This window comes from Thermococcus sp. 4557, assembly GCF_000221185.1.
Taxonomy (GTDB): domain Archaea; phylum Methanobacteriota_B; class Thermococci; order Thermococcales; family Thermococcaceae; genus Thermococcus.
Genome location: NC_015865.1, coordinates 202,385 through 222,413, shown reverse-complemented (window position 1 = coordinate 222,413; position 20,029 = coordinate 202,385). Strand labels below are relative to the sequence as shown.

Below are 20,029 nucleotides of genomic sequence, written 5' to 3'. Positions count from 1 at the left end.
CGGAGAGAGGGAATTCAGGTGCCCCTGCGGTCGGGTTTCATCCCGGTCTGCTCCAGGAGGTAATAGACCGTCCTCAGGGGGATGCCCATGCGGGTGCTTATCTCCTTTGCCGGCACCCCCTTCATCAGGAGGTTCTGAACCTCCCGGATGGTGCGTTCGTTGTATTTCCGCGGCCTTCCGCGGGGGTAGCCCTCGGGGACGAGTTCTATGCCCATCTGGGCGAGCGCGGCGATGACCCTCTTGGAGACCTTGGGGTAGAGGCTGGGCGGGCAGGAGATTTTGCGCACGTTGGGGGCCCGCTCGAGTATCCTGACGAGTATCTCCTTCGTCGGGCGGAGGTTGATGTAGACCTCTGTAACCTCCTCATTCAGGGACTCCCTGAGCTTTGCTATCAGCTCCGCGTTGTTGCGCGCTTTTATCTCCACCCTCATACCCTCACCCCTGGAGGAGGGCCAGGAACTGTTTGGCCTTGTCGCTCTTGGGCATGAACTTCTCGAACTTCTTCGTGTCGGCGAAGAGCCTCTTGTGCAGGCCGGAGATGACGAACTTCTTCACGGCCTCAACCAGCTCGTCGGCAGGAATTCCGAGAAGCTCCGCGACTTTGTCTTCGCTGTACTCGCTCATTCCGTAGAGGAGCACTCCGCCAAGGAGGTGGTTGGGAACGTTGGATATGTCCTTCCTCCTCCCCACGAGGGCCTTTTCCATCTCACACTTCCTGATGAGGAACATGCTGCCGTGGCCCGTTCTGAATCCCTTCTCGTCGGCGAAGGGAAGGTCAAATATCGAATAGTGGCAGTCGATGCAGAGCCTTATGTCCGGATAGAGGCCCAGGCTCTCCCTCTCGTTCTCGGAGGTCAGGAAGTAGTAGCGGAAGAGGTCGAGGCCGAGCTTCCTGGCGCCGTTTTCAGGATCAAGGATGGAGTATGCCAGGGCCAGGTTGTCCACCGTGTAGTGGTTGTTTATGAGCACCCCACGCGTCTTGACGAAGCTCAGAACGCGCCAGCGGAAGCGCCTCCCGTACCTCTGGCGGAGTTCAGCCTCTATGTCCGCATCCGTGGGCAGGTCGAGGCGGGCCTTCTTCAGGCGGTTGTTCTCCCAGTACTCAACCTCTATCCTGATCCCGCGGTTCCTGACGGTTCCCTTCTCGCGGAGCTTGCCCTTTATGAACTTGAACGACTCCCTGACGTCCACGCTCTCCCTGGCGAGCAGACGGAGGACGTCGCCGGAGTAGGCGAAGTGGGGAAGAACCTCAACGCGCCCGAGTTGAACGGGGTTGGGAACGGCCTTGATCCGCTCGACGTTCTCCCTCGTGAGCTCCCTGAGGCTCACGAGTTTCTTCCCCATGAAGAAGGTGTAGTTGGCGGAGATGAGTGCGAGGGCCATCTTGTGAGCCGTTATGGCCGAGCGGAGCCTCTCAAGGGCAAGGACGCGGTTGCGCTTCTTCTTGTATATCCACTGGATGTGGGGGTCCTTGTTCTTTTTGTCCGAGAATCCAGCCGAGGGTGTGGTCTCACCCACGCGCCTTGAGAGGTCGTCCTCAAGCTCCCGAAGGAGCGAGAGGTTCTCCTTTAAACGGAAGGAGATGGACGGGATGTCGAAGGTCTCGAATAACCCGTCCATGTCTATCCCGATATCGTCCAGTATCTTGTTAACCTGTGCGACGAGCTCTTCAGTCGTCGTCATGGCAGGAGCTCACCGTTGTTTATCTTTTCGGGGAGGTACTTCTTCGCGACGAACTCGAGGCTCTTGTTGGCGAGGGCCTGCTGCTCTATCCTGACCCCCATCTTGATCGCCATCTTGAGCTGCCTCTGCCACTCCTTGTTCTGGAACCACGGGTACTCCATCTCCTCCAGGATTCTCTTGTAATCCGCCGTCGGGCCGCCCTTCTTGTTCGGCGGGATTCCCTTGAGCTTTTCGGTGACGTTCTTGAGGCCGTAGCGCTCTATATCGTCCATGGTCATTCCAACGAACTTCGCCTCCGGCGTCGCCAGCTTGTCGCTGAGGTAGGCGAGGTTGATGGAGCCCTGCTTTATGGTGGAGTAGATGTACCAACCGTAGGGGTCGCCATCGGTGAAGACTATTATCGGAAGACCCTCCTCGTAGTGGAGCCTGTGAATGAGCCTCCTGACGCCACGCGAGGCCTGCCCCTGGGTCGCTATGATGAGGGCGTTCTCCTTCTTCGGGAACTTTTCCTCGATGAGACGGTCGGCCATAGCGGCTGTCTCGACAACGAGGGCGTAGTCGACGTTGACCTCAACGAACTGAAGGTGCTCGACGGTTCCCGGGACGGCCCAGCCGCCCATACCGAGCTTGCTGGTGTTGAACTCATCCTCGCCGTCGCGAATGACTATGTCGCCGTAGATGTAGCCGCGCCTGTCAGCCGTGAGGTGCATCTCCTCACGAAGGACGCCCATCATCCTCTCGAGGTCCTCTATGATGGGGTCGCTCTCGCGCTGGTCCTCGAAGGTGTTCTCCTTCGTTCCCGGGATAGTGTGCTTGTTGGCGTAGTAGGCTTCACGAAGGCTCGCGTGCTTGTTCTCGCTCACGAGGCGCTTGACGTAGGCCATTATGAGGAGCGTCTGCATGAACTTCCTAGCGTGGGCAACGTTGAGGAAGTAGCGCCTTGAGAGCTTGTCGCCCATCCTGATGACGCGCCTCTTCTCGTCGAAGTAAACGTTGCCGATGCCGCGCATGGGGATGTCGAAGTAGGGGTTCTTTCCGGCCTTTATGTCCTCAAGGATTTTCTTTCCGTACTCCTCGAGCCTGGTGAGCACTTTGGTCGGGTCATAGGAAAAGCGCTCCCTCGGCTTCTCGCGCCTGACTGCTTTGGATTTAGGCATTCTCGCTCACCTCCTCCGCGCCACCTGCCTCCTTGGCCGCGAAGTGGCCCTCTATGTAGGACAGGAAGTAGTTCTTAACCTCCTCCTCGGGCTCCCCGGTGAGTACGCTCAGGGCCCTCGCTATCTCGGGCACGTATTTCTCGAAGGTCCTCCTCCTCTTGGCCTGGTGGAGTCTGCGGTGCTTTCCGCTGAGGTACGTCTGAAGTCTCCTTGCAGCGTCCATTATTGCAAGCCTTATCTCGTTCTGTATCTCCTCCACGTTGGCGATGCTCTGCTTTCCTGTGCCGGTATACGGCACATGAACGCTGATGACGTTTATCATGAGCACGAGAGGTGCGCGGTCGAGGTCATCAACCTTGTAGCGCCTCCAATCAACGGAGCGCGCCGCCAGCGTCGTTACACAGGAGCCGGCATCGAAGAGCAGCGGCACGCGGTTGGCGTAGCGGAGGAGCTCGAAACCTCCGGGAATCTCGCCGCCGTAAGCGAGACCGACCTCGACCTGGAACGGTATACCTCCGGAGTAGACCTTCGGCGACCTGGTGACCGCGGTGACGAACTCCGGCTTGAGGATGTTGGTGAGGCCCTTCTCTATGTTCTCCTCGCCGATGGGCCTGAGGCCGTGGGTCGGCGGGGCCAGGAACTTCATGTATTTGAAGGCCTCGACTATCTCCTCAGCCTCGTGCCAGCTCAGCTTCTCGGGCGGCTTCTCCATGAGCTTCGCAACCTGCTTGACGACCTTCGTGTAGCCCCTGAACGAGCGCAGGACGGCCTTTACCTCGCCCTTCATGAGCCTCTCGTAGAGCTGTTCCTGGACATTCTTGTCGTCCTCCGTCTTTATGAGCCTCAGCGCCGCGATGTACTCAACGAGCTCGTCGATTTTCTTGTCGCTTATCCTCGAGAACTCCCCAACGAGGAAGCGCTTGACGGAACTCCTCCTCGTCTTCTTGGCCATCCTGTAAACATCGTCGGTGAGGACGCCGCGCGGATGGGGCTTCATCTCCACCGGGGGCTCGGGAACGTCCTCGCTGGAGCGCGGGAATACTATGAGCCTCCCGTCGGGTTCAATGAGCTCTATGTGGGCGTGCGGGTTGGCTATCGCGGTGAGCTTGAGGTACCAGTAAACGCCCTGCTTTGAGCGCACGTAGCGGACGTTCTTCACCTCCAGCTCTATCCTGGTGCCGCGCCAGCCCTTCGGGTTGGGGTGCTTCTCCTTCTTCACAATCTTGCCCTCGTTCCTGTCAACGTCTATCTTAACCCATGCCTCGATGATCTTGTCGTCGCCCGTGGATGTGATGACGCGCGTTGCCTTTCCGCTCGTTATCTGGGCGAACATAACGGCGCCGCTTATACCGATACCCTGCTGGCCGCGGCTCTGTATGTTCCTGTGGGCCTTGGTTCCGGCCAGCATCTTACCGAAGACGTGGGTTATGTACTTCTCGGGAATTCCCGGTCCGTTGTCCTCGATTATGACCTTGTAGTGCTCCCTTCCAAGCTCCTCTATCTCAACACGGACGTAGGGAAGTATGCCCGCCTCTTCACAGGCGTCGAGTGAGTTGGTCACGGCCTCATGGATCACCGTGGTGAGGGAGCGTATCTTGCCCGTGTAGCCGAGCATTGCCGCGTTCCGTCTGAAGAACTCACTGACGCTCTGGATTTTGAACTCCTTAAACAGCTGATTCGCCTCGGCCATATTCAGTCCTCCCAAAAGTCTTCGTCATCGTAGTCCTCATCGGGGCCCTCGTAGTTCTCCCCGAAATCGCCCGGCTCCCCTTCAAGGGCCTCGTAGTAGGTCGTGCTCTCGAGTTCGAGGTCCTTCTTTCTGCGCTCAAGGTACTTGTAAACGACGCCGTGCGGGGAGCCCCTGGCGAGCTTCTCTATGGCGGTCTTGGCAACCTCGACCTGGATCGGGTTGCCGATTATCGCGACGGTTTTTCCGTAAACGCTCACATCCGCACCGCTCATCTCCTCGATTATCTCGCGCGTCCTTCCCTTCCTTCCGATTATCCTCCCCCTGACGCGGGGAAGGGCGTTCTTATCGTTGCCTACTATTACATCCGTCAGGTTGACGACCTCAAGAACCTCCCCCTCGTTGAAGAGCCTGAAGGCCCTCTCGGGAGAAAAGCCCCTGCCTATGGCCATTACCACGTCACGCGCCTTCCAGACGGCCAGGGGGTCGCTGGTCTCCTCCGTGGAGGTTATGAAGACCTCGCCGGTCTCGCTGTCCACCTCTATCCTGGTCTTGGTCCTCTCCTCTATCTCCCTCTTGGTCTGTCCCTTTCTGCCTATGACGACCGCAACCCTGTCGCGGGGGATTCTTATGAACTCCTCCTGCTCGCCCTCCGCGGCGTAGGTGATCTCCTCATCGCGACCGCCCCTGGCGGGCCGGCCGTCCTTGTCTATCCGCTCATACTTCTTCAGCAGTCTCTCAAACTCGTCCATGCTCTCACCCTCTAAACCCCAACCAGCTCACGGAACTTATCGTCGAAATCATCAACATCAACGCCTTTCCGCCCAAAGTAGTTTATGACGTTCCTAAGGTCCCTTCTGAGCAGCTCCACGCTCATCCTGTTCCTCTTCACCGTTGCCTGCGACCAGTCTATCACGACGGGCCTGTCGTGGAGCAGTATGTTGTACTCGCTCAGGTCGCCGTGCACCATGTCCCCGCGCTTCCAGAGCCTCTCGATGACGCCCATCGTGAAGTCGTAAAGCTCCTCAAAGTCCGAAGGCTCGAGCGAACGCTCAACGTCTTTGATGCGGGGTGCGGGGAGCTCGTCCCCAATGAACTCCATCACAAGGATGTTGTTGCGGAAGATAACCGGCTCGGGAACGCGAACCGCATATTTTATCGCCCGCTGGAGGTTCTTAAACTCCCTCCTTGTCCAAACAAAGACCAGCTTGCGCATATCCTTGGGCAGGTAGCCGACGCGGGGGTCTGCCGCGAGGTACTCCCAGATGCGCCGGAACTCGGTCGTGTACGTGCGGTATATCTTAACGGCTATCCTGTTCCCCTCGGCGTCCACGCCGGCGAAGACGTTGGCCTCCTTGCCCGTGCTGATGACGCCGTAGAGGGTTTCGATCTTTCCCCTCCTGTGGAGGTAGGCGAGGGTCTCCTTCGTCGTTCTGTCGAATACCTCATTGGCTATCTTATAGAGGTCGCTGTCCTTCTCGCGCCTCTCCCGGAGGCCTAGCATTCCCTCGATTTCGCGCTCTATTACATCCTCGCGCATTCCCCATCACTCGCTGACAGCCGGAATTTTAGAAGAAGCGGGCTCAGAACAGGAGCTCGCCGCCGCTGAGGAATTCCTGGCTTATCTTGCCCCTCCTCAGGAGCCAGTCCACCTGAGTCCTGGTGTAGCGGTAGACTATGTCTCCGCGCTCCTCGGTCTGCACGTCCCAGGGCTGGACTATGACGACGTCGCCCACGCGCATCCACATGCGCCTCTTGAGCTTGCCCGGTATCCTGCACCTTCTGATCTTCCCGTCGGAGCACCTCACGTCCATCCATCCGGACCCCAGGGCCTGCTCGATTACACCGAACAGCTGTCCTTCCTTCGGGAGGGGAACGCGGATGACCTCGTCACCCTGAACCTGCCTGTTCTTTTTCTTTCCCCCACTTCTTCTGCCTCTTCCTCTGTGGTACGCCATGATCATCACCTCCAGCGGATAGGCTCGAGCCCTTATAAACCTGAGCCTTGCAAAAATTTTCTAACGAGAGTACAGGCATGTGCTTTTAAAATTTTTGCACAAGTCCAAGGCAGAGAAAAAAACCCTGCCCTTCCATTGCCCATATCTGTCCAGTAAGGGCACATTAAGGTTTAAAAACGCACCGCTTAAACTGGAGTCTGGAGATGACCATGGAGGCAATAACCGCCGAAAGCCTCACGATACTCTACGACGGAAAGCCCGCTGTGGAGGGGGTAGACTTCACTCTCGAGGATGGCGAGACGCTCCTCCTGCTCGGCCCCAACGGGGCCGGCAAGACGACCCTGCTCAAGGCAATCGCCTGCTTCCACAGGGACTACACCGGACGGCTGGAGGTCTTCGGGAAACCGCCCTGCGAGGCGAAGGAGCTAATAGGCTACGTCCCCCAGAGCCACAGCCTCAACGAGAGGGTTCCTCTCACCGCCCTGGAGGTCGTTGCGATGGGCGGCGTCTACCGCCGCGGCTTCGTCCACTTCAAGCTCCCGCCGGAGACTATGGAGAAGGCGGGGGAAGTCCTCGGCTTCGTCGGGCTCGCGGAAGTGGGTGACAGGCTTTTCAGCGAGCTGAGCGGCGGTCAGAAGCAGCGCGTCCTCCTCGCGAGGGCCCTGATGAGCGACCCCAAACTGCTCCTCCTCGACGAGCCGCTCTCCGCCCTGGACCCCAGCGCAAGGGCGGAGGTCGCCAGCGTTCTGGCCAAGATAAAGCGCGAGAGACGGGTGACGATGGTCATCACAACCCACGACATCAACCCCCTAATCGAGGTCGGGGACAAAATCATGCTCCTCAACAGACGCCTGATAGCCTTCGGAAGTCCGGAGAACGTCCTTCAGGACCCGATAATCAAATCCGTATACGGCCCGCTGGCAAGGGTCATACCCGTTGAGGGCAAGCTCTTCTGCATAACCGGCGACGTCCACCTGCACAGGCACGGGGGTGGCGGGCGGTGATTCCGGAGTATCTGATCAGGGCCCTCCTTGCCAGCGTCATGGTAAGCGTCCTGCTCGGCATGCTCAGCCCGCTCATCAACACGAAGGGACTGGCCTTCCTAACCCACGCCCTCTTCCACTCCCTGCTCTTCGGTGCGGTTCTCGGAATGATACTCGGCCTGCTGTTCGAGAACCTCTCCCTGGTCATGCTCGTTGCACTCGTCGTCACAGTCATTGTCGTGCTCACGATAGCGGAGCTTGAGAAGCTCGGGTTCTCCCCGGATTCCGCGGTTGGAATAGTGGCCAGCTTTGTCGCCGGCCTCACGGTTCTCGGCTTTGGCGTGCTCTACAAGGTGATGGCGACCAGGCCATACTTCCCGCTCGGCGAGAGCATAGTCTCCTACCTCACTGGGGACATCTTCCTGATAACCCTCGACGACCTTACCGTCCTCGTCCTCGGGGGTGCCCTTCTTTTCTTCGTCGTCCTCTTCCTGTACCGCGATTTCCTCTACCTCAGCTTCGACCCGGAGGGCATGGAGAGTTACGGGGGCAACGCGAGGGCCTACCTCATGATCCTCTACGTCCTCGTCGGTGCCATCGGCGCCCTCATCGTCCAGACCGTCGGCCTCATAACCCTCCAGGTGGTAGCCGTTCTTCCGGGCGCGATAGCGCTGATGGTCAGCAGCGACCTGCGCAAGGTCATCGGGGCCAGCCTGTTCCTCACCCTGGGCGTCCAGGTGTCCTCCGTGATCCTCGCCTACTTTACCGACATACCCCCCAGCGGCCTGGCGACGATAATGCTAGGCGTCATCTACGGCGCTCTGCTCTTCAGGAGGTGAGACTTTGAAGCTCGCTGGAATCGACGAAGCCGGCAGGGGCCCCGTAATCGGCCCCATGGCCATAGCGGCGGTTGTTGTGGATGAACGGAACGTTCCAAAGCTCGAGGAGCTTGGGGTTAAGGACTCTAAGAAGCTCACCCCCAGGCGGCGTGAGAGGCTGTTCGACGAGATAATATCTCTGCTGGACGATTACGTGGTTCTGGAGCTTTGGCCGGAGGAGATAGACTCCCGTGAGGGAACTTTAAACGAGTTCGAAGTGGAGAACTTCGTCAAGGCTCTCAACTCGCTCAAGGTGAAGCCCGACGTAATATACATTGACGCCGCCGACGTGAAGGAGGCCCGCTTCGGCGAGGACATCGGGAAGAGGCTGGATTTTAAGGCGGAGATAATAGCGGAGCACAAGGCCGACGACAAGTTCGTGCCAGTCTCAGCGGCCTCGATAATAGCGAAGGTAACCCGCGACAGGGCGATAGAGAAGCTGAAGGAGAAGTACGGCGAGATCGGGAGCGGCTATCCCAGCGACCCGAGGACGAGGGCGTTCTTGGAGAACTACTACCGCGAGCACGGCGAGTTCCCGCCGATAGTCAGGAGGAGCTGGAAGACGCTGAAGAAGATCGAGGAGAAGCTGAGGGCAGAGATGGAGGCCAGAAAATCGAAGAAGAAAGGACAGGTCAGCCTGGACGAGTTTTTGAAGAAGTGAGATAACCCAATCAGCAACCCCTTTCAGGAACTCCCTGGTTCCCCAAATTTCTCTCCCCAGTAGCGGAATTCTACCAAGAACTGCCGGGACTCTTCGAGTTCTGGCTCTATGTCGATGCCGTTTCTCCTAAACATGATTAGTACTAACTCTGGATTAGTATTGGGAGTCCTCACCTCCCCAGCCTCAGCCTTATCCTGTCCTTTACCTCCAGCAGCCACTCCAGGTAGAGCCAGATTGACTCCCTGAAGGCCTCCCAGCGGAGGAGCTCGTTGAGGGCCACGCCCATGACCACCGCCGCGGGGGGAACCAGGGCGGTTGCGTAGAAGCTGAACTGTGTCGTGCCCCCAAGCGCGTACTGGAGGAGGAATACGGCCACGGTGCTCCAGAACACTCCAAAAGATGCCAGGATTCCAGATTTTTTCCTGTAAAGCCACGGGAGGGCAAGGATGAAGAGCACCATCGCCAGGAGGAGGAAGGGATCGGTCTGGGCGAAGATGTCCGGGTTGTAGTGCAGGGCGAAGGCCTTCTTGTTTATGAACCACTCCCAGACGGGAGAGGCGGCGGGATGGCCGCCTTTGTTGGAGAGATGCCACCTGAAGCTTCCGAGGAATTCGTCGAACCACTTCTTCGGTCCGATCGCCACCATCGCCGGAACGTTCGGCAGGAGAAATCCGACCGCCGGAAGAACCGCTATCGTCACGAGAAAGCCGATGAGGTTCTTCCCCCTTTTGAGGGCCCTCCCAAGAAGGACGGGCCACCCGAAGGCGCCGCTGAGCTTGGTGGAGCCGGCGAGTCCGATGGCAAAGGCCGCGAGGCGGTCTCTGTCGTAGGCAAGGAAAAACACGAACAGGGCGACGAACAGGGCGACGTGGATGTCAAGCATGGCCACCACAGACATCGCCTGGAGGGTGGGGTCAGCCACGGTGAAGGCCAGGGCTATGAGGGCCGCCAGATAGCTCCCGCTCACCCGGTAAGTCGCGAGGACGACGAGGAGTTCGATGAGGGCGAAGGCTATGATGCCGGGGACGCGCCAGTTTATCGGCTTATCCTCCAAGAGCATGCCGAGCATTATGAGGTCCTTCCCTAGGAAAGGATGCTCGGTGTTGAGGTAGTTCTGGATGTTGTCCTTGTCGGGATACCAGTAGCCGGGAACCGTGTAGTAAGCCCCCTCGGGTATTTCCCTCCTGACTTCCTCAAGGAAGGGCCCGAACTCGTCGGGGGGAAGCTCAAAGTAAACGCCCGGGAACTTGAGGTATTCCCTCTCGTAGGTCGCCCCGTGCCCCATGGCGATTTTCTCCACTCTGTACTGGTATTTTATCCGCATGCTCTGGTTGGAGAAGATGACGTTTACACCCCGGGAGCCAGTGGTCTCGTTCACGTAGGTCAGGTCAACACCGAGCCTGTGGAGGATGTTCCTGGCCGCGGGGACGTACCAGACCTCATCCCCCACGTAGTCACGAAAAACGGGCTGAGAGGCAAAATCGTAGAGGTACCACATGGAGCCGATGATAGTGACGGCAACTATCAGAATGAAGGCTATCCTTCGCCACTGCATTATACCACCAGGCAGGAATATCGCGGGCAACGTTTTTAAGCCTCTCCCCTTAGGCGAAAACATGCTCGAAGGGATAAGCGAGGAGAAGGTCAGGGAAGCTGTAGAGCTGATTAGAAAGGGCTACGACGAGAGGAAGCTCCGCGCAAGGCTCGGCAGTGACTGGGAAATCATCGCGGAGCTAGCCAGGGCGCGGATCAAGGCGAAGGACAAGTTCTCGCGCGACGACCTCTGGATGGACCTCGAGGGTCTGCGCTACTCAACCCACGAGATGGTCGCGAGGTACCGCTCGGAGCGCCTTGAGAAGGCCGGCGTGAGGAGCATAGCGGACGTTTCCTGCGGTATCGGAATCCAGCTCATATTCTACGCCATGAAGGTTGAGAGGGCCTACGGGATCGACATAGACCCCGCAAAGGTTGAGTTCGCCAGGAGAAACGCCGAAAAGTACGGAGTCTCGAACATCGAGTTCATCAACGCCGACTCGCTCGCCCCCGAGACGGTCGGGAGGATCGACGCCGAGGTGGTCTTCTCAGACCCCGCCAGGCCCCCGGAAATGCCCGAAAGGCGGCTGGAAGACCTCCTGCCCAGCCCGCTGAGAATCTACGAAGCGTACAAATCCCGGGCCGATGCGTTCATCTTCGACCTCCCGCCGCAGATAAGGCGCGAGAGGATACCCTGGAAGGGGGAGTTTGAGTACATAGACCTCTTCGGGGCCCTCAACAGGCTGACCTTCTACACCGAACCCCTCGCCAGTGCGGAGAGGAGCGCGGTTGTTCTTCCAGCGGGGGCAAGGCTGGAGAGCAATCCGGACCTTGAGAACATCCTCGAGTGGACGGACGAGCCCGGCGAGTACCTCTACGAGGTCCCGCAGGCCGTTGACTACGCCGACCTGCTGAACGAGCTGCTCCACGTTCTAAACGGGGAGGCCAAAATGCTCCTCCGCGAAAAGAGACGCGTTCTTGCAACGGGCGACGCACCCCTGAAAAGCCCGTACCTCAAGAGAACCTACGCCGTGGTCGGCGTCCTCCCGTTCCACCCGGTGAGGATAAACGACTTCCTCAGGAGGGAGGGCTTCGGAAGGGCCACGCTCAAGCTCAGCATCCCCCAGGAGGAGTACTGGCGGGTTAGGAAGAGGATAGAGGCCAACCTGAGCGGGGACAGAAGGGCCTTCGTCTTCAGGGTCGGCGGGAAGGCCGTGGTAGCCGAGGCGCTATAACTCCTCCACCCTGGCGTTCCTTATTTTCTTCGACCCTATGCGGAGCCCCTTGAAGTAGTCCACGTATTCCTGTGGAAGAAAAGACTCCAGGCTGGTTGATTTCAGCCGCTTCTTTTTTCTCCTCCGCTCCCCACCATCCCCGTTCCCCGGAGCCTTCGGGAGAGCCGCCTCAAGGAACTCATCGAGCGTCCTGTTCATCCGGCCACCCTGAGTAGATGACCCAAGCACCTATAAAGACTTTTCCCAATCGGTGGATGAACCAAAGAGCATATTAATGCCTGAAAACAGCCCCCCCTGAGAAAGGCTTTTAACTCTCGACGGTTTATCAGGGAAGAGAGTAATAAAGCGGGTGGTTGCCGTGTGTGGAATAATAGGCTACATCGGGGATAGGGCCGCGTGCGAGGTAATAGTCAAGGGGCTCAAGAGGCTCGAATACAGGGGATACGATTCTGCCGGCGTTGTGACGGAGGACGGAGGAAAGCTCTTTATAAAGAAAGGGGCCGGCGCCATAGACGAGCTCACCGAAAAGCTCGGCCTCCTTGAGATGCCTGGGAAGAGGGGAATAGGCCACACCCGCTGGGCCACCCACGGCGTTCCTAACGAGATTAACGCTCACCCCCATACCGACTGCACCGGGAAGATCGCACTCGTCCACAACGGTATAATCGAGAACTTCGCCGAGATTCGCGAGTACCTGCTCTCCCGGGGGCACACCTTCAAAAGCGATACCGACACGGAGGTTATAGCCCACCTGATAGAGGAGGAGCTTAAGAGCGCCCCCAGCTTCGAAGACGCCATGAGGAATGCCCTTCTGAAGCTTAGGGGTTCCTTCGCGCTTGGCATAATCTACGCCGAAGAACCGGACCGGCTCTATTTCGTGAGGAACGAAAGTCCCCTCGTCCTTGGAATAGGGGACGGCGAGAATTTCGCGGCCAGCGACGTGCCGGCCTTCCTCGAGTACACAAACAGGGCTATCTTCCTCGACGACGGGGAGTACGCGGTCATAGGAAAGGACTTCTACGTTATTAAAAAGCTCGCAACCGGCGAGGTCGTTGAACAGCCGGTCCAGGAGATTGAATGGACGCTGGAAATGGCCGAGAAGTCCGGCTACCCACACTTCATGCTCAAGGAAATATACGAACAGCCGAGGGCGATAAAGGACGCAATCCACGGTAACATCGACGCCGTGAAGAGGGCGGCGGAGGAGATAGCCCGCTATGAGAAGATATTCATAATCGCAATGGGCACCTCCTACCACGCCGGTCTCGTGGGCAGGTATCTCTTCCAGAGGCTCGCAAAGAAGATTCCGATCGTTGAAGACGCAAGCGAGTTCCGCTACGAGTTCGAGGACCTGATAGACGAGGACACCCTCGTAATAGCGATAACCCAGAGCGGGGAAACCGCCGACACCCTCGCGGCGATGAAGCTGGCGAGGAAGAGGGGCGCTAAGGTTCTCGCGATAGTCAACGTCGTCGGCAGCATGGCCACCCGCGTGGCGGACATGACCCTCTACACCCACGCCGGACCGGAGATCGGCGTGGCGGCGACCAAGACCTACACCACCCAGCTCACCGTCCTGACCATGCTCGCCATCGAACTCGCGAGGGTTCTCGGAACGGCGGATGAGGCGTACCTCTCCTCCCTGGAGGACGGCCTCAAGAGGGTTCCCGACCTCGTGGAGAGCGTCCTTAAGCACGACGCGGCCCTCAGGGAACTCGCCGAGAATCTTGCGGACAGGAGGGACTTCTTCTACATTGGAAGAGGCATAAACGTGCCAACCGCCCTTGAGGGGGCCCTCAAGCTCAAGGAGATAAGCTACATCCACGCAGAGGGTCTCAGTGCCGGCGAGCTGAAGCACGGCCCGCTTGCCCTCCTCGAGGAGGGCGTCCCGGTCGTCGCGGTGGCCCCGAGCGGAAAGACCTTCGACAAGATGGTGGGCAACGTGGAGGAGTCGAGGGCGAGGGGAGCTTTCATAATCGGCCTGGGGGACAGGGAGGAGCTGAGGCGCGTCTCCAGCGCCTTTATCGAGATGCCCTGTATCGACGAACTGCTGACCCCCATCGTATATATCATACCGCTCCAGCTCATCGCGTATCACCTAGCGGTTTTGAGGGGCAACGACCCCGACAAGCCGAGGAACCTGGCAAAGTCCGTTACCGTTGAATGAGGTGATCCGAATGGTGAAAACAGAGATTAAGGAAAAGCGAAAGAAGAAAAAGGAGGAAAAAACCTCCTCCTTTGGAAAATACTACCTGATGTTCAAGAGCTACGGCCTTCCGCTGATAGCACTCCTGCTCGCGTATCTGGGCTTCAAACTGAGGAACATAACCTCGAACTACAAGACCTTCCTTGACCCGGACACATTTTACCACTACGAAATTTACCGCCTTGCGATAAGGGAGTGGCTGCCCAAGTACTTCCCGCTGGCCAATCCCCCCGCGGGCCTTAAGATAAGCGAATCGCTCGGCCTCTACACGGTTCAGGCCGCTTTCTACAAGATAGTCCACGCCATCTCAGGCACCGACGTGCTTGGGGCTTTCAAGCTCTGGCCTCCGTTCGTTGGAGCAATGACCATTATAGCGGTCTATTTCCTCGGAAAGAAGCTCCACTCCAACTGGGCGGGCATCTGGGGAGCAGCCTTTATGATGTTCTCCTACGCCAACTTCACCAAGACCATGTCAGGAAACAACCGTGGTGAAGGCCCGTTCATGATGTTCTTCCTCTACGCGGTGCTTTTCCTCCTGATATACCTCGATGAGAAGGAGTGGAACTGGAAGAAGGTAGCGGGAGGGGTCCTCTTCCTCATAACGAGCGTCCTCTACATGGGAGTCTGGCTGGGAAGCCAGTTCGGTGTCGGAATACTCCTGCTCTTCGCCGCGGTCCACACGGTAGTGCTCTTCATCTTCGGCAAAATTGACGAGCTCAAGCGCTTCGTCAGGGAGTTCTACCCCATGTACGCACTCTCACTCCTGCTCGGACTGGCCCTCAACACCACCGGCTTCGTAAAGATAAAGGGCTTCCTGATGTTCTCTCTGGAGGCGTTCGTTGGGCTTTCAATCCTCGCGGCGATAATGCTCTACGGCGAGCGGCTCAGACTCAACTACTCGGACAAGAAACACCGCTTTGGAGTGGTGGCGGTCGTTGGAGTTCTCGGCTTCGTCGCGGCCTACTTCTACCTTGGACCGGACCTGCTCAAGTTCCTCGGAAGCGCCTCCCAGTCCAACCCCCTCTACCAGACGGTAGCCGAGCTCGCCAGGACGGACTGGAAGACGATAGCCGCTTACTACAGCGTCAAATCCAAGGACGGCCTTATATTCCTCCTCTCGCTGGCGGGCTTTGTCATGGTTCTGGCCCGCTTTGTGATCAAGCTTGTCAGGAACGACCTTACGGGCTACAAAGAGGTATTCCTGGTCAGTTACTACATTGGCTCCCTGTACCTGCTCCTCACAGCGGTTCGTTTCGTGTTCCAGGCTTCGGGAGCCATACTCCTCCTGGCGGGCGTTGCAATCGGTGAGGCGTTCCTCTTCGTGGAGAACATGAAGGAGAGCACCACGACCAAGGCCCTCTACGCAATCCTTCTGATAATCCTGTTCCTCCCGCTCCCCATAATCGGTGCACAGTACAGCAAGGCCCTCGCGACGAACACCGCCAAGGCCCAGGGTTCCGTACCCGCGGACTGGATAAACACCCTCAACTGGCTCAAAGAGAACACCAACGAGCTCGACAGCGCCACGAGCTGGTGGGACTACGGCTACTGGATCGAGTCGAGTCTGCTCGGTAACAGACGCTCCGCCACGGACGGTGGTCACGCATACGACAGGCGCTACATAGTCGCGGACTTCTTCTCACACTACGGCAACGAGAGCGAGCAGGACTTCGAGGCCTGGGAGCTCAACTACATGATAGTCTGGCAGCAGGACATATACAAGTTCAACGCCATAAGCTACCTCGGCGGTGCGATAAACTACTACGAATACAGCCACATCCCAATGTTCCAGGTCGTGCCCATGCAGTACATCCAGTATGTCAATGAGAGCGGAAAGACCGTCGTGTACATAAACACCGGCCAGGCAGCGTATCAGCCAGTTATGACGGTCGATCTCGTGAAAGGGATGATCATAAATGGCGGCGGGGATATACCCTACGTCCTCTACGTGTTCGGCAACTACGGCGTTCTGGCTTACAAGAAGGTGGCCTTCAGCAACTTCGTCAGGCTCGCGTTCCACATCCCGTACTCCTTCGAGCCGTGGGACGCTCAGAAGCTCTTCGCCAACTTCAAGCCGGTCCACAACGACGGAGGCGTCTCAACCTACGAGTTCAGGCCATTCGCAGTGTACAGGATCGATAAGTATGAGAACGGCACCTGGAAGGCCTTTTACAGCGCCACGGGTGGAGGAAAACTCCCGCTCGGAGAGCAGAAGCTCAGACTCTGGATTTCTGCCTTCGGCAGGGACGTCAAGGACGCGACCCTGATCTTCGAGGCCTACAACGGAACCGAGCTCATCAAGAGGGAGACCCTCGCAGAGGGCCTCAGCATAAACCACCTCAACGAGACCCCCGTGGAGGTCAGCGTCTTTGTCCCGAACGCCACCGACTACCGCTTCGTCCTCGTTCAGGACGGCCCGGTTGGAGTGCTCAACGGCGAGCCGAAGGTAAACGGAGAGGTCGCCAATCCAAGCTACCTCCTGGATGAGGGTCAGAGCGGCCAGCTCGAGCTCAAAGCCGCGTTCAGAAAGGACTACAGCAATGTGCAGCTTGCACTCAGGGCGAGCATAGTTTACTACGTCGCCCCCAACGGCAAGGACATAGAAAAGGACGAGTTCTACCTCGAGCCCCACCAGGATATCGTAACCTACGTCCCGGTCAAGGAGCTGAGCGTCAAGGCCGGCGACAACGTGATAACGGCGCAGGCATCGATGCCGTCCGACGTTTTCAGTGCGTACATCGAGAAGCTCTACCAGGAGTACGGAGAGGACAAGGTTGTCATAGTCAAGAAGCGCGTGGAGCCGGTGTTCATAACGAAGAAGGAGTACGTAATCTGGGAGGGCTGAGCCCTCCTAATCCCTGACTATTTTTACTCCGCCAAGGCCCCTAAGCCCGCTCTTCTCCGCGGTCCTCACGACCCCCGGCAGGAACCGGCTCTTCGGCCGCAGCACGAGCGCCTCCACCTCCCTGAAGCCCAGCTTCCAGAGGGCAAAGGCCCTGTGGTGGCCGTCGAGGATATAGTAGCGCCCCCCGTAGGGTATGACCGTTATCGGGGCATCGTACCCGTGTTTTATCTCTTCCAGCACCACGAGAAGCTTCACCTCACTGAGCTCCGCCTGTGTTGGGACGAGAAGCTCCACAGGCAGGAAGGAATGCTCTATCTCAAAATCGATACCGTAGGCCGCCCTGTATTCGTTCATTATGTGCTCCGCGCGTTTAAACGCCTCCTCCCGGGTTATGAGCCGTATCCTCCTCAAACCTTCCTCCCCCTGACCGCCACGAACGCCGCAAGGTTCCTGCATTTCCTGTGACACTTCCTGTCCGTTCCCTCGGCCAGCCCCGTGAATGGCCAGAACGAGGGGAAGAATATTACCCCAGCACTCTCAACCTCCCCGAATCCCGCCCCCAGGAGGAGCTCTTCAAGCTCTCCGGGAGTGTAAAAGCGAGCGTAGCGGTAGGCGGTTTCAACGAAGAGGCTCTTAAGCCGTTTGAAGAGGAACCACGCGCTGCGTCCGTTCATGGTGCCGATGACCGCCTCACCCCCCGGCCTCAGGACGCGGTGGATTTCGGAGATGGCTTTTTCCGGCTCGTGGATGAACTCGAACATCGTGACGCTCAGAACGAGGTCAAAACTCTCATCCGGAAACGGCAGGCTGTAGGCGTCTCCCCTGACGCAGTTCAGGCCCTTCGAGCGCGCTACCCTCAGCATCCCCTCGCTGGCGTCGAGGCCGACGACGTCAAAGCCCCTCCTTTTGAGCTCCAGGGTGTAGTTCCCCGTCCCGCAGCCGAGGTCGAGGGCCCTTCCCCGATTGGTCCGCATCATGGAGAATATCAGCCACTTCTCCGTTCTGTCCACGTAGCGGCCCGTCTTCGTCCGGTACCACCCGTCGTAGCGTTCGGCTATCCTGTCAAAGTACTCGACCATTCAGACGCCCACCTTGCCCTCGATTGTCAGCGGCTTATCAACGCGGTCGTCGATTTTGAGGCTTATCACGACGCGCTTTGCCCCCGCTTCCAGAATCGCCCGGTGGCAGCTCTTAACCAGTTCTAGGATCTCATCCACCGGGCCCTCCACCACCGTCCCCATCGGACAGACCCGGTACTTCAGCCCGCTGGAGGCTATAACGTCGATAACCGGACGCAGGTACTCCCCGACGCTGGGACTCTCCGTGCCGAGCGGGAAGAGGCAGAGCTCAGCAACCGCCATTCAACCACCCCCCGCTGGAGGGAATATATGAACCACATCCTCCTCATTCAGCTCGGTATCGAGGCCCTTGAGGTGAAGGACGTTGTGGCCGTTGACGAGGACCATGCCGTCTATGGGCTTATCCGGACCGACGCGGGGCGTTTCAATGAGCTGCTTCTTTATCTCCGGGGTATAATGTTCGGCGAGGTAATCTATGAGCTCGCGGACGGTCTTCACCCCGTGAACCTCAACCTCCCGCCTCCCAATTATCTCGCGGAACGTGGCGTAGAACATGACCTTCATCATGGTCACCTGAGGTAGTTGAACAAAACCCTTAAAGTGATTTCGCCGTAGAACCATCAAATGACAGTACTAACCGTTGAACCCCCCGAGTATTATCCCGTGGTCGAGAAGCTCTTCGCCGGAAACATCCGGGACGCCCTCGAAACCCTAGGCGTGGAGCTCGTTGGCATGAAGGTCGGCGTGAAGCCGGTTGGGAGGGTCATAAAGCTGGCATTCCTCTTCGAAATCCGCAGGCCCGAGACGTTTCTTCCCGGCGAGCTGGACTCGATAATATCCGGCCTCCTTGAGAAGCTGGCCGAGGACGCCACCCGCACGTTTGGGAGGCTGTACGACGCCAGGTTTCAGGTGGCGGGATTCAGAACCATAGAGGCGGCCGGAAAGCCGCGGAAGGAAGAAATCAACCTCGTGGTGAACTGCCCTGATGATATCAAGAGAACGATAGAGCGGCTGGGGAAGGGACTTGTGATATACCTGAAGGACAAGAGAATCGACTTTTCAACCATCGTCCTCAACATGCCCCCCGACGGCAGGCCGCAGCTTACCATCACCCTGCTGCTGCCAGATGAGAAGCCGTCGAGCGTAAAGGAAAACCTCGCGAAAGACCTCACCCACAAGGCATCCTCCTACCTAAGAACCCTCAACGCGGAGTACATATCCGTCAGGGCAAGGGTACTCGATCCTGGGGACAAAACTGTCGGGATCATCATGAAACGCCTGGATCAGATAGAGAAGGAAGCTGAGGAATTGGCGGAGATGGATGAAATACGGGACCTCATGAGCGTCCTGGGGAAAGAGACTCGCGAGAGCTGATGTAGTCGAGGAGGGGCCTTATGCGTTCCCAGACCTGAGGTATCCCATCGTGCCCATCCACTCTGACGTATATCCCCTGCTTCCGATAAAACTTGATTATCGGCCCCATGTTCTTTATGTACAGGTCATAGCGGCTGCCGGCGATCTCGGGTCTGTCGTCCTCACGCTGAACCAGCTCAGCGCCGCAGACGTCGCACTTTCCGGGAACCTTCGGGGGCCGGTACTTAACGTGGTAAACGGCACCGCACTTCGGGCATATCCTCCTGCCGGATATCCTCTCTATGCTTTCCTTCTTCTCAATGAAGATCTCCAGGGCCACGTCTATTTTCATGCCGTGATCATAGAGGTAGTCCTCGAGCGCCAGAACCTGTTCCGCCGTTCTGGGGTATCCATCGATGATGAAGTTCTTCCGGTTCCGCCTGAGCCGCGAGATTACGAGGGTGTTGACAACGGTGTCCGGAATGAGTTCACCCCTTGCAAGGTATCTCTCCAGCTCCCTCCCCAGTTCGCTGCCCCTCTCTATCTCGGCCCGTATCATGTCACCAGAAGAGACATAGACCAGACCATAGCGCTCGGTTATCGTCCTTGAATGGGTGGACTTTCCGCTTCCAGGCGGACCAAAAATAAGAATGTTCATTTTTCTCACCCGGGTTAGTTATTCGCGGGAGGCTAAAAGGATTGCGGTGAACACAAAGTCTCACGGACCCTCGGCACTTCCAGAAGCCCCGCCCAGCGGGTGAAGGCCTGAAG

21 protein-coding genes are annotated in these 20,029 nt (G+C 58.1%); 7 read left to right on the top strand and 14 right to left on the bottom strand.

Features of this window, described 5'->3' with window-relative positions; genetic code table 11:
• Window positions 1-14: 14 nt before the first annotated feature.
• The 7 genes from GQS_RS01045 to eif1A are packed head-to-tail and all read right to left on the bottom strand — an operon-like array spanning window position 15 to window position 6,485.
• Window positions 15-431, bottom strand: coding sequence for a DUF1699 family protein (locus GQS_RS01045; RefSeq protein ID WP_014011804.1), 417 nt, complete (start codon window positions 429-431; stop codon window positions 15-17).
• A 4-nt stretch (window positions 432-435) separates the two neighbouring features.
• Entirely contained in the window at window positions 436-1,683 is a 1,248-nt protein-coding gene (locus GQS_RS01040) for a DUF530 family protein (RefSeq protein WP_014011803.1), read from the bottom strand.
• Window positions 1,680-2,840, bottom strand: a complete 1,161-nt coding sequence (locus tag GQS_RS01035) for a DNA topoisomerase IV subunit A (protein ID WP_014011802.1) — start codon at window positions 2,838-2,840, stop codon at window positions 1,680-1,682. Before GQS_RS01035 ends, GQS_RS01040 begins: the two co-directional genes overlap by 4 nt.
• A complete protein-coding gene (gene top6B, locus GQS_RS01030) occupies window positions 2,833-4,530 on the bottom strand; it encodes a DNA topoisomerase VI subunit B (protein WP_014011801.1) in 1,698 nt (565 codons plus the stop codon). The genes GQS_RS01035 and top6B overlap by 8 nt, the downstream gene beginning before the upstream one ends.
• Window positions 4,531-4,532: 2 nt before the next feature.
• Window positions 4,533-5,279 (bottom strand): KH domain-containing protein, encoded by a 747-nt coding sequence (locus GQS_RS01025; RefSeq protein ID WP_014011800.1) that lies wholly within the window; start codon window positions 5,277-5,279, stop codon window positions 4,533-4,535.
• An 11-nt stretch (window positions 5,280-5,290) separates the two neighbouring features.
• Window positions 5,291-6,067: a serine protein kinase RIO gene (locus GQS_RS01020; RefSeq protein ID WP_014011799.1), complete on the bottom strand. Its 777-nt coding sequence runs from the start codon at window positions 6,065-6,067 to the stop codon at window positions 5,291-5,293.
• A gap of 43 nt (window positions 6,068-6,110) precedes the next feature.
• Window positions 6,111-6,485: a translation initiation factor eIF-1A gene (eif1A, locus tag GQS_RS01015; protein ID WP_014011798.1), complete on the bottom strand. Its 375-nt coding sequence runs from the start codon at window positions 6,483-6,485 to the stop codon at window positions 6,111-6,113.
• Window positions 6,486-6,694: 209 nt separating this feature from the next.
• Here eif1A and GQS_RS01010 point away from each other — a divergent pair, with 209 nt between their 5' ends.
• From GQS_RS01010 to rnhB, 3 genes are read left to right on the top strand one after another with little or no spacing between them, the layout of a single operon-like run.
• Window positions 6,695-7,489, top strand: coding sequence for a metal ABC transporter ATP-binding protein (locus GQS_RS01010; RefSeq protein WP_014011797.1), 795 nt, complete (start codon window positions 6,695-6,697; stop codon window positions 7,487-7,489).
• Window positions 7,486-8,307, top strand: coding sequence for a metal ABC transporter permease (locus GQS_RS01005; protein ID WP_014011796.1), 822 nt, complete (start codon window positions 7,486-7,488; stop codon window positions 8,305-8,307). The genes GQS_RS01010 and GQS_RS01005 overlap by 4 nt, the downstream gene beginning before the upstream one ends.
• 4 nt (window positions 8,308-8,311) lie before the next feature.
• On the top strand, window positions 8,312-9,007 hold the full coding sequence (gene rnhB / locus GQS_RS01000; RefSeq protein ID WP_014011795.1) for a ribonuclease HII: 696 nt from the start codon (window positions 8,312-8,314) through the stop codon (window positions 9,005-9,007).
• 169 nt (window positions 9,008-9,176) lie between these two features.
• Here rnhB and GQS_RS00995 read toward each other — a convergent pair whose 3' ends face one another.
• Window positions 9,177-10,562 (bottom strand): membrane-bound dolichyl-phosphate-mannose-protein mannosyltransferase, encoded by a 1,386-nt coding sequence (locus tag GQS_RS00995; RefSeq protein ID WP_014011794.1) that lies wholly within the window; start codon window positions 10,560-10,562, stop codon window positions 9,177-9,179.
• Window positions 10,563-10,623: 61 nt separating this feature from the next.
• Between GQS_RS00995 and GQS_RS00990 the strand changes: the two genes are divergently transcribed.
• Window positions 10,624-11,775, top strand: coding sequence for a methyltransferase domain-containing protein (locus GQS_RS00990; RefSeq protein ID WP_014011793.1), 1,152 nt, complete (start codon window positions 10,624-10,626; stop codon window positions 11,773-11,775).
• Here GQS_RS00990 and GQS_RS00985 read toward each other — a convergent pair.
• Window positions 11,770-11,973, bottom strand: a complete 204-nt coding sequence (locus GQS_RS00985) for a PCNA-inhibitor (RefSeq protein ID WP_014011792.1) — start codon at window positions 11,971-11,973, stop codon at window positions 11,770-11,772. The two genes, GQS_RS00990 and GQS_RS00985, sit on opposite strands and share 6 nt — an antisense overlap.
• A gap of 160 nt (window positions 11,974-12,133) precedes the next feature.
• Between GQS_RS00985 and glmS the strand changes: the two genes are divergently transcribed.
• Window positions 12,134-13,942, top strand: coding sequence for a glutamine--fructose-6-phosphate transaminase (isomerizing) (gene glmS / locus GQS_RS00980; protein ID WP_014011791.1), 1,809 nt, complete (start codon window positions 12,134-12,136; stop codon window positions 13,940-13,942).
• Window positions 13,943-13,952: 10 nt separating this feature from the next.
• The gene (locus tag GQS_RS00975; protein ID WP_014011790.1) at window positions 13,953-16,826 is read left to right on the top strand and encodes an STT3 domain-containing protein; all 2,874 of its coding nucleotides are present in this window, start codon (window positions 13,953-13,955) and stop codon (window positions 16,824-16,826) included.
• Window positions 16,827-16,832: 6 nt separating this feature from the next.
• Here the strand turns inward: GQS_RS00975 and GQS_RS00970 are convergent, their stop codons facing one another.
• From GQS_RS00970 to GQS_RS00955, 4 genes are read right to left on the bottom strand one after another with little or no spacing between them, the layout of a single operon-like run.
• Entirely contained in the window at window positions 16,833-17,237 is a 405-nt protein-coding gene (locus tag GQS_RS00970) for a ParB/RepB/Spo0J family partition protein (RefSeq protein WP_014011789.1), read from the bottom strand.
• On the bottom strand, window positions 17,234-17,905 hold the full coding sequence (locus GQS_RS00965) for a class I SAM-dependent methyltransferase (RefSeq protein WP_014011788.1): 672 nt from the start codon (window positions 17,903-17,905) through the stop codon (window positions 17,234-17,236). The genes GQS_RS00970 and GQS_RS00965 overlap by 4 nt, the downstream gene beginning before the upstream one ends.
• Window positions 17,906-18,187, bottom strand: coding sequence for an MTH1187 family thiamine-binding protein (locus GQS_RS00960; protein WP_014011787.1), 282 nt, complete (start codon window positions 18,185-18,187; stop codon window positions 17,906-17,908).
• Window positions 18,188-18,472 carry a MoaD/ThiS family protein gene (locus GQS_RS00955; RefSeq protein ID WP_369782828.1) on the bottom strand — a complete coding sequence of 95 codons (285 nt, stop codon included), beginning with the start codon at window positions 18,470-18,472 and terminating at the stop codon, window positions 18,188-18,190. It lies immediately after the preceding gene.
• A 57-nt stretch (window positions 18,473-18,529) separates the two neighbouring features.
• Here GQS_RS00955 and GQS_RS00950 point away from each other — a divergent pair, with 57 nt between their 5' ends.
• Window positions 18,530-19,279 (top strand): hypothetical protein, encoded by a 750-nt coding sequence (locus GQS_RS00950; protein WP_014011785.1) that lies wholly within the window; start codon window positions 18,530-18,532, stop codon window positions 19,277-19,279.
• On the opposite strand, the gene GQS_RS00945 is transcribed toward GQS_RS00950, so the two are convergent.
• Window positions 19,242-19,916, bottom strand: coding sequence for an adenylate kinase (locus tag GQS_RS00945; protein WP_014011784.1), 675 nt, complete (start codon window positions 19,914-19,916; stop codon window positions 19,242-19,244). The two genes, GQS_RS00950 and GQS_RS00945, sit on opposite strands and share 38 nt — an antisense overlap.
• Window positions 19,917-20,029: the final 113 nt, after the last annotated feature.

Excerpts from the sequence above, each read along its gene's own strand:
- GQS_RS01045 (WP_014011804.1), bottom strand. The coding sequence starts at position 431 with ATGAGGGTGGAGATAAAAGCGCGCAACAACGCGGAGCTGATAGCAAAG.
- GQS_RS01040 (WP_014011803.1), bottom strand. The coding sequence starts at position 1,683 with ATGACGACGACTGAAGAGCTCGTCGCACAGGTTAACAAGATACTGGAC.
- GQS_RS01035 (WP_014011802.1), bottom strand. The coding sequence starts at position 2,840 with ATGCCTAAATCCAAAGCAGTCAGGCGCGAGAAGCCGAGGGAGCGCTTT.
- top6B (WP_014011801.1), bottom strand. The coding sequence starts at position 4,530 with ATGGCCGAGGCGAATCAGCTGTTTAAGGAGTTCAAAATCCAGAGCGTC.
- GQS_RS01025 (WP_014011800.1), bottom strand. The coding sequence starts at position 5,279 with ATGGACGAGTTTGAGAGACTGCTGAAGAAGTATGAGCGGATAGACAAG.
- GQS_RS01020 (WP_014011799.1), bottom strand. The coding sequence starts at position 6,067 with ATGCGCGAGGATGTAATAGAGCGCGAAATCGAGGGAATGCTAGGCCTC.
- eif1A (WP_014011798.1), bottom strand. The coding sequence starts at position 6,485 with ATGGCGTACCACAGAGGAAGAGGCAGAAGAAGTGGGGGAAAGAAAAAG.
- GQS_RS01010 (WP_014011797.1), top strand. The coding sequence starts at position 6,695 with ATGGAGGCAATAACCGCCGAAAGCCTCACGATACTCTACGACGGAAAG.
- GQS_RS00995 (WP_014011794.1), bottom strand. The coding sequence starts at position 10,562 with ATGCAGTGGCGAAGGATAGCCTTCATTCTGATAGTTGCCGTCACTATC.
- GQS_RS00990 (WP_014011793.1), top strand. The coding sequence starts at position 10,624 with ATGCTCGAAGGGATAAGCGAGGAGAAGGTCAGGGAAGCTGTAGAGCTG.
- GQS_RS00985 (WP_014011792.1), bottom strand. The coding sequence starts at position 11,973 with ATGAACAGGACGCTCGATGAGTTCCTTGAGGCGGCTCTCCCGAAGGCT.
- GQS_RS00975 (WP_014011790.1), top strand. The coding sequence starts at position 13,953 with ATGGTGAAAACAGAGATTAAGGAAAAGCGAAAGAAGAAAAAGGAGGAA.
- GQS_RS00965 (WP_014011788.1), bottom strand. The coding sequence starts at position 17,905 with ATGGTCGAGTACTTTGACAGGATAGCCGAACGCTACGACGGGTGGTAC.
- GQS_RS00960 (WP_014011787.1), bottom strand. The coding sequence starts at position 18,187 with ATGGCGGTTGCTGAGCTCTGCCTCTTCCCGCTCGGCACGGAGAGTCCC.
- GQS_RS00955 (WP_369782828.1), bottom strand. The coding sequence starts at position 18,472 with ATGATGAAGGTCATGTTCTACGCCACGTTCCGCGAGATAATTGGGAGG.
- GQS_RS00950 (WP_014011785.1), top strand. The coding sequence starts at position 18,530 with ATGACAGTACTAACCGTTGAACCCCCCGAGTATTATCCCGTGGTCGAG.
- GQS_RS00945 (WP_014011784.1), bottom strand. The coding sequence starts at position 19,916 with ATGAACATTCTTATTTTTGGTCCGCCTGGAAGCGGAAAGTCCACCCAT.